Source organism: Pseudomonas sp. zjy_15, assembly GCF_043101865.1.
Lineage (GTDB): Bacteria > Pseudomonadota > Gammaproteobacteria > Pseudomonadales > Pseudomonadaceae > Aquipseudomonas > Aquipseudomonas putida_Y.
On the sequence record NZ_JBICII010000018.1, the window covers coordinates 1 to 12,775 of the forward strand.

General features: G+C 62.4%; 10 protein-coding genes. 3 read left to right on the plus strand and 7 right to left on the minus strand.

Annotated elements, in window-relative coordinates:
- Window positions 1-24: 24 nt before the first annotated feature.
- The 3 genes from ACF8EF_RS02215 to ACF8EF_RS02225 form a co-directional block, all read right to left on the minus strand.
- A complete protein-coding gene (locus ACF8EF_RS02215) occupies window positions 25-1,269 on the minus strand; it encodes an MFS transporter (protein WP_176682624.1) in 1,245 nt (414 codons plus the stop codon).
- A gap of 129 nt (window positions 1,270-1,398) precedes the next feature.
- Window positions 1,399-2,241, minus strand: a complete 843-nt coding sequence (locus ACF8EF_RS02220) for a mechanosensitive ion channel family protein (protein ID WP_021785806.1) — start codon at window positions 2,239-2,241, stop codon at window positions 1,399-1,401.
- Window positions 2,242-2,356: 115 nt separating this feature from the next.
- Window positions 2,357-2,842: a YajQ family cyclic di-GMP-binding protein gene (locus ACF8EF_RS02225; protein ID WP_003251890.1), complete on the minus strand. Its 486-nt coding sequence runs from the start codon at window positions 2,840-2,842 to the stop codon at window positions 2,357-2,359.
- Between the two features lie 100 nt (window positions 2,843-2,942).
- Here ACF8EF_RS02225 and ACF8EF_RS02230 point away from each other — a divergent pair, with 100 nt between their 5' ends.
- Genes ACF8EF_RS02230 through ACF8EF_RS02240 form a run of 3 tightly spaced genes read left to right on the plus strand, consistent with a single transcriptional unit; the run spans window position 2,943 to window position 6,496 of the window.
- Window positions 2,943-3,860, plus strand: coding sequence for a putative 2-dehydropantoate 2-reductase (locus ACF8EF_RS02230; RefSeq protein ID WP_176682621.1), 918 nt, complete (start codon window positions 2,943-2,945; stop codon window positions 3,858-3,860).
- Between the two features lie 37 nt (window positions 3,861-3,897).
- Entirely contained in the window at window positions 3,898-5,928 is a 2,031-nt protein-coding gene (locus ACF8EF_RS02235) for an ATP-binding protein (RefSeq protein ID WP_176682792.1), read from the plus strand.
- Between the two features lies 1 nt (window position 5,929).
- Window positions 5,930-6,496, plus strand: coding sequence for a cob(I)yrinic acid a,c-diamide adenosyltransferase (locus ACF8EF_RS02240; RefSeq protein ID WP_176682620.1), 567 nt, complete (start codon window positions 5,930-5,932; stop codon window positions 6,494-6,496).
- A gap of 135 nt (window positions 6,497-6,631) precedes the next feature.
- On the opposite strand, the gene ACF8EF_RS02245 is transcribed toward ACF8EF_RS02240, so the two are convergent.
- The 4 genes from ACF8EF_RS02245 to secA all read right to left on the minus strand — a co-directional run bounded on the left by ACF8EF_RS02245 (window position 6,632) and on the right by secA (window position 12,496).
- Complete coding sequence (locus tag ACF8EF_RS02245) at window positions 6,632-7,576, minus strand: Nudix family hydrolase (protein WP_392460919.1); 945 nt, start codon at window positions 7,574-7,576, stop codon at window positions 6,632-6,634.
- Window positions 7,573-8,205, minus strand: coding sequence for a glutathione S-transferase family protein (locus ACF8EF_RS02250; protein ID WP_176682618.1), 633 nt, complete (start codon window positions 8,203-8,205; stop codon window positions 7,573-7,575). Before ACF8EF_RS02250 ends, ACF8EF_RS02245 begins: the two co-directional genes overlap by 4 nt.
- A gap of 155 nt (window positions 8,206-8,360) precedes the next feature.
- Window positions 8,361-9,578 (minus strand): bifunctional glutamate N-acetyltransferase/amino-acid acetyltransferase ArgJ, encoded by a 1,218-nt coding sequence (gene argJ / locus ACF8EF_RS02255; RefSeq protein ID WP_021785812.1) that lies wholly within the window; start codon window positions 9,576-9,578, stop codon window positions 8,361-8,363.
- Between the two features lie 182 nt (window positions 9,579-9,760).
- Window positions 9,761-12,496, minus strand: coding sequence for a preprotein translocase subunit SecA (secA, locus tag ACF8EF_RS02260; protein ID WP_176682617.1), 2,736 nt, complete (start codon window positions 12,494-12,496; stop codon window positions 9,761-9,763).
- Between the last annotated feature and the right edge of the window lie 279 nt (window positions 12,497-12,775).

Consider the following 12,775-nt stretch of genomic DNA (forward strand, 5'->3'; position numbering starts at 1 on the left):
AGAGGCCGGCACAGGCAATACCGATTATCGAGCTACAGCCCCTTCCCCAGGCCGCCCACCCACCACAAACCACAGCGGCCACAGCGCCAACGCCCCCGCCACCCCCGCCGCCAGGGCAAAATGCAGCAAGCTGGCACCGGCGCCAATCATCGCCAGCAGCGCCCCTCCGAGCCCGAGCAGGGCAATGGTGATCATCCCCAGCATGGCCGAAACCAGACCCTTGCTCTGTTCACTGGAGAACAGCGTCATGCGGTACAGCACCGCATTGGCCACGCCCAACCCCAGCGCATACAGCGACATGCCCGCCACCAGGCTGGTCACGCTCGGCCAGTACCAGGTCGCCAGCACCATCAGGCACAGGCCGGCCAGGTATGGCCAGAGCGCGCCACGCACCAAGGCTGGCAGCGGATAGCGGTCAGCAATACGGTTGATGATCAGGTTACCGAGGATCAGCCCGCCAAACACCGGCAACTGCCACAAGGCATACTCCAGGGTACTCAACCCCTCATCGTGAATCAGCAGCACCGGCGACAGACCGATCCAGCCAATCAGCGGTAAGCCGACCAACCCAAGGGCAGCGCTGCCTGCAACGAAGCGGCGGTTGGCCAGCAACTGGCCATAGCCCGCCAACAGTGGCAGCAGGTGAATCGGCGTGAATGCCAGCCGCGAACCGTCACGGCGCTCCACCCCCAGGGTTTCCGGCATGAGGCGGTACAACAGCAGCCAGGCCAGCACCGCGCCGATGGCGAACGCCACGAACAGCCAGCGCCAGTCCAGCCATTGCAGCAGCAGAGTGCCCACCAGCGGTCCGAGCAAGGGCGACAGCAAGGCGATGTTGGCCAGCAGGGCCATCATGCGTACGGCATCAGCCTCGCTGAAAGCCTCGTTCAGGGCCGGGTAGCTGACAGTGACCACAAAACCCAGGCCAATGCCCTGCAAAAGGCGCAACAGGTTGAACAGGCCGATGCCCTGGACCCAGAAGGTAGCCAGGCAGGCCAGGCCAAAGAATGCGCAGCCAACCAGCAGCAGCGGGCGCCGTCCATAGCGGTCGGCCAGCGGGCCGATCAGCCATTGCAGTACCACGCCCCCCAGCAGGTACAGGTTGAGGGCATGGGGTATGTATTCAGGGCTGGCGTCGAGGTCGCCGACCACGACTGGCATGGCCGGCATGACCGCGTCGCTGGCCAGGTAGGTCAGCAGTTCGAACAGGGCCAAGGTCAGGCCGAACAGCAAGGCGCGCAGAGGGGTGATATACAGCAGTGGTTTCATGATGGCGTATCGGGTGTGGCAGGCGGGGTCAGGCTATATGCCAGAAATTGTTGGAAGTTGCTGTGAACAAGTGTAATCAAGGTAGGAAAAAAACCGGGGCCGCTTTGCGGCCCCAGCTTTGACGCGGTATTACTGCGTTGCAGTCTCCTGCACCACACGAATGACCCGCTGCGGAAACGGAATGTCGATCCCTTCGGCCTTCAACCGGTCACGCGCATACTCGTTGAGCATGAACATCACGTCCCAGTAATCGGAGGTCTTGGTCCACAAGCGCAGCGATACGGTGATCGAGCTGTCACCCAGCGTCGACACGACCGCCTGCGGTGCCGGGTCTTGCAGGACGCGTGGGTCCTTTGCCAGCTCCAGCAACACATTGCGGGCCGTCTGCAGGTCGGCCTCGTAGTCAACGCCCACATCGAACACCACCTTGCGCGTCGGCTGACGGTTGGTGTTGGTAATGATGCCGTTGGACAGGCTGCCATTGGGCATGATGACCGTCTTGTTGTCAGCGGTGCGCAGCACGGTGTGGAAGATCTGGATACTGTCGACGGTGCCGGCCACGCCCTGTGCTTCGATCCAGTCACCGATACGGAACGGGCGGAACATCAGAATCAGCACACCACCGGCGAAGTTCGCCAGGCTGCCCTGCAAGGCCAGGCCGATGGCCAGGCCTGCAGCACCGATGGCGGCGACGAACGAGGTGGTCTCGATGCCGATCATCGAGGCCACACTGACCAACAGCAGCACCTTCAGCACGATGTTCGCCAGAGAGCTGATGAAGCCCTGCAGCGCCAGGTCGGCGTTGCGCAGGCCAACCAGCTTGCCGAGGCGGGCGCTGACCTTGTTGATGATCCACCAGCCAACCGCCAGGGTCAGCAGTGCCAGCAGCACACGGCTGCCGTATTCCATGATCAAAGGGATCCACGTCTGGGATTGGCGGACGAGCTGATCGACCTCAGCGTTCAAATCCATATTCATCTCCTGATGCCGAGCGGCAAGTACACGGTAGAACAGGCCGCGCGTGTTATTACGCAACCCCGGCCCCCATGGACATCATTTGGCCATCGGGGTTCCGGGCGACCCCACATCAGTCGCGGAAGTTGTTGAACTGCAGCGGCATGTCGAATTCCTTGGTGCGCAGCAGGGCAATGGCTTCCTGCAGGTCGTCACGCTTCTTGCCGGTTACCCGTACCTGCTCACCCTGGATGGCGGCCTGTACTTTCAACTTGCCATCCTTGATGGTGGCAACGATCTTTTTCGCCAGGTCCTTGTCGATGCCTTCGCGGAACTTGGCTTCCTGTTTCTTTTCCTTGCCGGAGGCGTAAGGGTCCTTGGTTTCCAGGCACTTCACGTCGATCTTGCGCTTGACCAGTGCCAGGCGCAGGATTTCCAGCATCGCCTCGAGCTGGAACTCTTCCTCCGCGGTGAGCATCACGGTCTGCTCTTTGTCCTTGAACTCGAAGGTGCCTTTGCCCTTGAGGTCGTAGCGGCGGTCCAGTTCCTTGATGGCGTTGTCGACCGCGTTCTGCACTTCGTGCTTGTCCAGTTCCGATACCACGTCGAACGAAGGCATGGTGGTTCTCCCAAAATAAAAGCGCGCTCAGGCTGAAGATGGAGCGCGCTGGGTTTGAAGGTTAAAATGCGGGCTCATTATAACGGGTTGCGAAACGCATATGAGCAGCACCTGGCATATTCTCGGCGCCGGTAGCCTGGGCAGTCTGTGGGCCTGCCGCCTGGCACGCGCAGGCAAGGCCGTGCGCCTGATCCTGCGTGACGGGCAGCGGCTGCAGGCTTATCAGCAGGCCGGTGGCCTGTCCCTGGCCGAACAGGAGCAAACCCGGCACTACGCCATACCTGCCGAAACCGCGCAGGCGCAAGGCCCGATTCACCGCCTGCTGGTGGCCTGCAAAGCCTATGACGCTGCCCCGGCGATTGCCAGTGTAGCGCCGCGGTTGGCCGAAAGCGCCGAGGTGCTGCTGCTGCAGAATGGCCTGGGCAGTCAGGATGAAGTCGCCGACCTGGTGCCGCACGCTCGCTGCATCTTCGTCTCCAGCACCGAAGGCGCCTTCCGCGAGGGGGACTGGCAGGTGCGTTTTGCCGGCCATGGCTTCAACTGGCTGGGCGACCCAGGTAACCCCATGGTCCCCGCCTGGTTCGATGACCTGCACGAAGCCGGTATCCCCGCGGAATGGACAGTGGACATACTCACCCGACTGTGGCGCAAGCTGGCGCTTAATTGCGCCATCAACCCGCTGACCGTGCTTCACGATTGCCAGAATGGCGGGCTGCTGGGGCACCTGGGTGAAGTTCAGGCCCTGTGCGCCGAGCTGGCCCGACTGCTGCGCCGTTGCGGCCAGCCGCAAGCAGCCGAGGGGCTGGACGAAGAAGTGCAGCGGGTAATCCTGGCCACCGCAGCCAACTACTCTTCCATGTACCAGGACGTGCATGCAGGACGGCGCACCGAGTTGCACTACCTGCTCGGCCATGCTTGCCGTGCTGCCACCCGTCATGGCCTGCAGCTGCCGCAGCTGGAACACCTGCTGCAGCGCTTGGTCGAAAACCTGCGCGTGCGTGGCTTGCCCTGCGACTGACGCGGCCCTTCAACCGGATACGGACATTGCCTTGCCCATGACCTTGCGCCAACGCCTGGAAAACCTCCCGGTCGGGCAGAAGCTGCTGGCGGCCCTGCTGGTATTGCTGGTGACCATCTTGCTGGTGGCCAACCTCACCTTCATCAGCGCCGCCTACTGGATCACCCAGGAAAGCATGGCGCCGCAGGCTCTGCAGACCATCGGCCGGCTGGTGGCAAATCCACAGCTTGCAGCCCGCGCCGGCGACACCCCGGACACTGCCAATGCCCTGCTCAAGGAACTGGACAATTACACACCGCTGCGTGCCGCCGCCGTCTACGGTGGCGATGGGCGGATGCTGGCGCAGTTGCAGCATGGCGAGCCGCTGGCCCTGCCCAAGCGTTTTCGCAACATCGACGGCTGGCGCCTGATGGAGTTTCGCAACACTCAGTTGATCCGCATCCCCCGCGATGCCAACCCACCGGCACACTTGCTACTGGTGGCCAGCAGCGAACTGCCCATGGCCTTCTACACCGGCACACTCAGCGCCAGCCTGGGCATCCTGGTGTTCAGTGTCCTGCTATGGATCGTCATCGCCCGGCAGATCAAGCGCCTGATCACACAACCGATCAACCAGCTTGAGGAGCTCAGCCGCCAGGTTACCCGCGAAGAGAGCTATGCCTTGCGCGCCCAGCGCGGCAACGACGATGAGATCGGCAGCCTGGCCGAGGCCTTCAACACCATGCTGTCGCGCATTGAGGCCCGCGAGCAGCAGCTCAAGAGCGCCCGCGACGAGTTCCAGAGCGCCTACGACCAGGCTCAGGGCCTTGCCGAGGAAACCCGCCACACCAACCGCAAGCTGGAACTGGAAGTACAGGTACGCAGCAAGATCGAGAAAAAACTCACCGGTTTCCAGAACTACCTCAACAGCATCATCGACTCGATGCCCTCGGCACTGATTGCCCTCGACGAACAGCTTTACGTGACCCAATGGAACCACGAAGCCACGGTGCTTTCCGGCACGCCACTGGACGAGGCACTCAACCAGCCGGTGTTCATTGCATTCGAGCCGCTGAAGCCGTTCCTCCCGCAACTGAAGGAAACCGTGGAAAAACATCGAGTGGCGAAGATCGAGCGGGTAACCTGGCCCAAGGGCGACGACCTGCGCCACTACGCCCTGACCTTCTACCCACTGACCGGCGGCGGCGGGCGCGGCGTGGTCATTCGTATCGACGACATCACCCAACGCCTGTCATTGGAAGAGATGATGGTGCAGTCGGAAAAAATGCTCTCGGTCGGCGGCCTGGCTGCCGGCATGGCGCACGAAATCAACAACCCGCTGGGCGCTATCCTGCACAATGTGCAGAACATTCGCCGGCGCCTGTCGTCCGACCTGCCGCGCAACCAGGAACAGGCCGAAGAGCTGGGCATCGACCTGGCCACGATCAACCGCTACCTGGACAGCCGCGAGGTGCCGCAACTGCTCGACGGCATTCAGCAGGCCGGCGCCCGGGCGGCGAAGATCGTCACCCACATGCTCAGTTTCAGCCGCCGCAGCAACCGCCAACTGGTGCCATGTGAACTGCCGGCACTGATTGATCAGGCGCTTGAAATTGCCGGCAATGACTTCGACCTGGCCATAGGCTTCGACTTCAAGGGTCAAGCCATCGTGCGCCAGTTCGACCCCGACCTGGGGCCGGTGCCCTGCACCGCCAACGAGCTGGAACAAGTACTGCTCAACTTGCTGAAGAACGCAGCCCAGGCCATCCACCAACGCCCGCAACCCAGCGAGCCCGGGCGCATCACACTGCGCACACGGCTGAACCCGCCATGGGCGGAAATCCAGGTCGAGGACAACGGCGTCGGCATGCCCGAGGCAGTGCGCAAGCGCACCTTCGAGCCGTTCTTCACCACCAAGGAAATCGGCCAGGGCACCGGGCTGGGCCTGTCAGTCTCGTACTTCATCATCACCAATAACCACAAGGGGCAGATGGAAGTGCAATCCACGCCAGGCCAGGGCACCTGCTTTACCCTGCGCCTGCCCCTCAGCCAGCCGACAGCGGCGGCGCCGACCAGAACGGAGCAATGATATGGGCTACCGCCTTTCGAAAATCTATACCCGCACCGGCGACAAAGGCGAAACCGGCCTGGGCGACGGCCGTCGGGTGCCCAAGGACCACCCGCGGATCGAAGCGATTGGCGAGGTGGACAGCCTGAACAGCCAGTTGGGGTTGCTGCTGGCGGGGCTCGCCGAGCACGGGCTGAATGAGGTGGCCACAGTACTGGCGCCGTGTCAGCACCGCTTGTTCGACCTGGGCGGCGAGCTGGCGATGCCCAGTTACCAGGCGTTAAACCTGGCGGAAGTGGAACGCCTGGAGGCGGCCATCGATGTGTGGAACGAAGAACTGGGGCCGCTGAAGAACTTCATTCTGCCCAGTGGTTCGGCGCTGGTGGCGCAGGCGCATGTGTGCCGCAGCCTGGCGCGCAGTGCAGAGCGCCGGTGTCAGCAGTTGAATGCCGTGGAGCCACTGGAAGGCGTTGGGATGACGTATATCAACCGGCTTTCCGATCTATTGTTCGTGGCGGCGCGGATCATCGGGCGGCGCCAGGGGGTGGCTGAGGTTTTGTGGCAGCCCGCCGAGAAACCCAAAGGCTGATACTTCTGGGGCTGCTTTGCAGCCCATTCGCGGGCTTGCCCGCTCCCACAGGTTTCGAGCAGGCTTGAAGCTTGTTTTCTGTGGGAGCGGGCAAGCCCGCGAATGGGCCCCGCAGCGTCCCCTGTTACAGGGGACTCAAACCTCGGGCCAGAACGCCCGGATCCCGGCCACACCCTGTGCACCCGCCTCCCAGGCCTGCTCGCGCTCACTCGCCCCTACCCCACCCAGCAGATAAACCGGCTTGTTGAACCCGGCAATCACGCGCTGCGCCTCATCCCAGCCCAGCGGCACCGCATCCGGATGAGTCTGGGTCGCCTGCACTGGCGACAAGGTGACAAAGTCCACGTCCATCTGCTCAGCCAGCGCCAGCTCCTCGGCACTGTGGCAGGACGCGGCCAGCCAGCGTTCCTTGGGGAATGGCCGGCCCCTGGCAGCGTACTTGCGCAGTTGCGCGGCCGTCAGGTGCCAACCGGCCGCCGGGAAATCACCCAGCCATTCCAGCGGCCCTTTAAGCATCAACTGCGCCTTGCCCGCACACAGCCCGACCGCATCCACCGCCACGTCGCGGTACTTGGGATCGTACATGTCCGGGGCACGCAACTGGATCAGGCGAATGCCATTGGCCACCGACTTCTGGATGCCCTTGAGCAGCTGCGGCACCTCCAGGCCATCCGGGGTGATCAGGTACTGGTCCGGCAGGCGCGCAGCGGCGATGATCGGCTTGTTGGCCTCAGGGAATTCGTACTGCGGCAAATCGCGCGGGGCAACCCATTCCAGCGGCTGGCCTTCGGCACCATGGGGTTCGCCAGTGAACGCCTCGACTTCGCGCACGTCCAGCAGCACCTGCTTGTCCGGGTAGTCATGGCTGACCTTGATCAGCGCACGCGACCGGCTTACCTCGATACCCAGCTCCTCGCGCAACTCGCGGGCAAGCGCCGCTTCGACGCTTTCGCCTTCTTCCACCTTGCCACCGGGGAACTCCCACAAGCCGCCCTGGTGCTGGGTGTCGGCACGGCGTGCGATCAGAATACGGCCATCAGCACCGCGAATGACGGCCGCTACTACATGAATCCGTTTCACGCTTTACGCTCCTCCAGGCCTGCCTGTTGCCATGCCTGGAAGGCTGGCCACTGATAAATGGTCTCGATGTAGGCTGCCGCCTCAGCAGGGACTTCTACGCGGTAGGTGCGCAGGCGCACCGCCACCGGGGCAAAGAAGGCATCGGCCAGGCTTGGCTTGCCGAACAGGAACGGGCCGCTGTCCTTGGACATCAGACGGCATTCGGACCACAACGCAACGATACGGTCGATGTCGATTTGTACGTCCAGCGGCACGCTTTCCAGCGCCTGGTCGCGCGACAAGTCGAACGGCATGGCGCCGCGCAGGGCAAAAAAGCCGCTATGCATCTGCGCACAGGCCGAACGGGCCTGGGCACGCGCGGCTACATCGGCAGGCCACAGCTGGGCTTCGGGGTGGCGTTCGTTGAGGTATTCGGCAATGGCCAGCGAGTCAGCGATCACACCGTGCTCGGTCTTGAGCAGCGGTACCTTGCCGGTGGCGGAGTACGCGAGAATGCGCTGACGGGTATCAGGCTGGTTCAGCTTGATCAGGGTTTCTTCGTAGGGTATGCCAGCCAGCTCGAGGGCCAGGGCGCCACGCAGCGACCAGGAGGAGTACAGCTTGTCGCCGATGATCAGGTGATAGCTCATGGTTCGGCTCCATCAGGTTTGCATTGCAAAACCCGCAGGCCGCTGCGCGGCCTTTCGCGGGCAAGCCCGCTCCTACAGGGACCGCACCGCTCCTGCAGGCATTGCAACACCTGTGGGAGCGGGCGTGCCCGCGAAGAGGCTTTCGGATCAGTAGATCAGGTACGGTACTCGGCGTTGATCTTCACGTACTCGTGGGACAGGTCGGTCGTCCAGATGGTTTCGCTGCACTGGCCACGGCCCAGTTCGATTCGGATGGTGATCTCTTCCTGGGCCATCACTGCCGAACCCTGCGCCTCGGTATAGCTCGGGCTGCGGCCGCCTTGGCTCGCAATGCAAACGTTGTCCAGGTAAACATCGATCAGGCTCACATCCAACTCCGGTACGCCGGCACGGCCTACGGCGGCAAGGATACGGCCCCAGTTCGGGTCGGAGGCGAACAGCGCGGTCTTGATCAGCGGCGAGTGGGCCACGGCGTAGCCGACATCCAGGCACTCCTGGTGGTTGCCACCACCGTTGACCTGCACGGTCACGAACTTGGTCGCGCCTTCGCCGTCACGGACGATGGCCTGGGCCACTTCCATGCACACTTCGAACACGGCCTTTTTCAACGCTTCGAAGAGCGCGCCGCTGGCTTCGGTCACTTCCGGCAGGTCAGCCTTGCCGGTAGCGATCAGCATGCAGCAATCGTTGGTCGAGGTGTCACCATCGATCGTGATGCGGTTGAACGACTTGTTGGCGCCGTCCAGCATCAGGTCCTTGAGAACCTTCGGTGCCACCTTGGCGTCGGTGGCGATGTAGCCCAGCATGGTCGCCATGTTCGGGCGGATCATGCCTGCCCCCTTGCTGATGCCGGTGACGGTAACGGTCACGCCATCGTGCTGGAACTGGCGGCTGGCCCCCTTGGGCAGGGTGTCGGTGGTCATGATGCCGGTAGCGGCCTCAGCCCAGTTGTTTTCCGACAGGTTGTCGAGCGCGGCCTGCAGCGCGCCTTCGATCTTCTCGACCGGCAGCGGCTCACCGATCACGCCGGTGGAAAACGGCAGTACCGACTCGGCCGGTACGCCAGCCAGTTCGGCCAGCTTGGCGCAGGTACGCTCGGCGGCGGCCAGGCCCGGCGCGCCGGTGCCGGCGTTGGCGTTACCTGTGTTGGTCAGCAGGTAGCGCACGGTGCCCTGTACACGCTGCTTGGACAGGATCACCGGCGCGGCGCAGAAGGCGTTGAGGGTGAACACACCCGCCACGCTGGAGCCTTCGGCACAGCGCATGACCACCACATCCTTGCGCCCCGGGCGCTTGATACCGGCAGAAGCGATACCGAGTTCAAAACCCGGAACCGGGTGCAGGGTGGGCAAAGGACCAAGACCAACAGCCATTAGAGCGCTCCTAGAAAAAACGATGATGTCGAAAAAGGGGCCGCTTCGCGCCCCATCGCGACACAAGGCCGCTCCCACAAGGATCGCGCCCGTTCATGGACGAGCGCGGCACCTGTGGGAGCGGCCTTGTGTCGCGAAAGGGCCGCAAAGCGGCCCCAGGCTTGTACAACGTAAGGTTCAGATCACTCGATCTGACCATGGCAATGCTTGAACTTCTTGCCCGAACCGCACCAGCACGGCTCGTTGCGGCCCAGCTTCTGGTCATTGCGTACTGGCGCCGAGGCTACCGCTACTTCGGCTCCCTCCTCGCTCAGTTGCTCACTTTCCAGGCCGGATACGGCGGCGTGCTGGAATTGCATGCGGCTAGCCAGCTCTTCAGCCTCGCGGCGCAGGCGGGCTTCTTCTTCGGCCGGGTCTTCGCGGCGAACCTGTACGTGCGACAGCACGCGGATGGTGTCGCGCTTGATCGACTCCAACAGTTCCTGGAACAGGCTGAACGACTCGCGCTTGTACTCCTGCTTCGGGTTCTTCTGCGCATAACCACGCAGGTGAATACCGTGACGCAGGTGGTCCATGGTCGACAGGTGGTCTTTCCACAGGTCGTCCAGCACGCGCAGCAGAATCTGCTTCTCGAAGGTTCGCAGGGCCTCGAGACCAGCCTGGTCTTCCTTCTCGTTGTAGGCAGCGGTGATCTCGCTCAGCAGCTTCTCGCGCAAGGTCTCTTCGTAGAGGTGGTCGTCCTCGTCGAGCCATTGCTGGATCGGCAACTTGATGGCGAAATCGCTGGCCAGCGAAGCCTCCAGGCCGGCTACGTCCCACTGCTCTGGCAGCGACTGCGGCGGAATGTGCTGGCTGATGGTAGCGTCCAGTACTTCCTTGCGGAATTCGACGATGGTGTCGCCAATGTTATCGGCAGCCAGCAGACTGTTGCGCATGTGGTAGATCACCTTGCGCTGCTCGTTGGCGACGTCGTCATATTCGAGCAATTGCTTACGAATGTCGAAGTTGCGGCCTTCGACCTTGCGCTGGGCTTTCTCGATAGCGTTGGTGACCATGCGGTGCTCGATGGCCTCGCCCGACTGCATGCCCAGTGCCTTCATGAAGTTCTTCACCCGGTCAGAGGCGAAGATGCGCATCAGGCTGTCTTCCAGCGACAGGTAGAAGCGGCTGGAACCCGGGTCGCCCTGGCGACCGGAGCGGCCCCGCAACTGGTTGTCGATACGGCGCGACTCATGACGCTCGGAAGCGATTACATGCAGGCCACCCGTTTCGATCACTTGCTGGTGACGCTTCTGCCAGTCGGCCTTGATCTGGGCGATCTGCTCGGCGGTCGGGTTTTCCAGGGCAGCCACTTCGGCTTCCCAGTTACCGCCCAGCAGGATGTCGGTACCACGGCCAGCCATGTTGGTGGCGATGGTCAGTGCACCTGGCGCGCCTGCTTGCGCGATGATCTCGGCTTCCTTCTCGTGATACTTGGCGTTGAGCACCTTGTGGTCGATACCTTCCTTTTTCAGGAGGTTGGACATGTGCTCGGAAGTTTCAATGGTCGCGGTACCCACCAGCACCGGGCGGCCCAGCTTCATGCTTTCCTTGATGTCGGCGATGATCGCGGCGTATTTCTCGTCAGCGGTCAGGTACACCAGGTCGTTGTAGTCCTTACGCGCCAGCGGCTTGTTCGGCGGAATGACCATCACGTTCAGACCATAGATCGACTGGAACTCGAACGCTTCGGTGTCGGCGGTACCGGTCATGCCGGACAGCTTGGTGTACAGGCGGAAGTAGTTCTGGAAGGTAGTCGAAGCCAGGGTCTGGCTCTCGGCCTGGATGTTCAGGTTCTCTTTTGCCTCGATGGCCTGGTGCAGGCCCTCGGACAGGCGACGACCCGGCATGGTACGGCCGGTGTGTTCGTCGATCAGCAGAACCTGGCCGTCCTGGACAATGTACTCGACATTGCGGTGGAACAGCTTGTGTGCACGAAGACCGGCGTAGACGTGTGTCAGCAAGCCCAGGTTGTGCGCGGAGTACAGGCTCTCACCTTCGGCCAGCAGGCCCGCCTGGGCCAGCATCTCTTCGATGAACTGGTGACCGGCTTCGTTCAGCTCGACCTGGCGGCTCTTCTCGTCGATGCTGAAGTGGCCTTCCTGGGTGACCTGGCCTTCGACCTCTTCGATGTGCTGGGTGAGGCGCGGGATCAGGCGGTTGATCTCGATGTACAGCTTGGAGCTGTCCTCGGCCTGACCGGAAATGATCAGCGGGGTACGCGCTTCGTCGATGAGGATGGAGTCGACTTCGTCGATCACGGCGAAGTTCAGTTCACGCTGGAACTTCTCGTCCTGGCTGAACGCCATGTTGTCGCGCAGGTAGTCGAAACCGAACTCGTTGTTGGTGCCGTAGGTGATGTCGGCGGCATAGGCGGCGCGCTTTTCTTCCGGTGGCTGGAAGGCCGAAACGATACCGACCGACAGACCGAGGAATTCGTACAGCGGGCGCATCCAGTTGGCGTCACGGCGCGCCAGGTAGTCGTTGACGGTGACCACGTGCACGCCCTTGCCGGACAATGCGTTGAGGTAGACGGCCAGGGTACCGACCAAGGTCTTGCCTTCACCGGTGCGCATTTCTGCGATCATGCCCTCGTGCAGGGTCATGCCGCCGATCAACTGCACATCGAAATGGCGCATGCCCATTACGCGCTTGCCGGCCTCGCGGGCCACGGCGAAGGCTTCGGGCAGCAATTGGTCCAGTGTCTCGCCTTTGGCCAGGCGCTCTTTGAACTCTACGGTCTTGCCCCGCAGTTGCTCGTCGGAGAGGGCCACCATCTTCTCTTCGAAGGCATTGACGATACTCACCGTCTTGAGCATGCGTTTGACTTCACGCTCGTTCTTGCTTCCAAAAAGTTTTTTTAACAAAGGCGCAAACATATCGGCAGGATCTTCCACACGTAGGGATGGAGGGCGGCCCCGTGAGTCGCCCGTGCAGCCCATAGGCCGCATGCGAACGAGCATTCTACCCGGAAACGATGGTGAGGAAAGTGGTGGATTTCCACGATGCTGATACAGCGTTTTGGCAGGGGCCTGTTTTAGATAGGGGCATTTTCCCTGAGTTCAAGGCTTGGCAACATGAAAGCTATCGAGAACCAGTCTTGTCTTTGGCTGCCTGTGCCGGACTCTTCGCGGGTGAACCCGCTCGAGGTATTGATA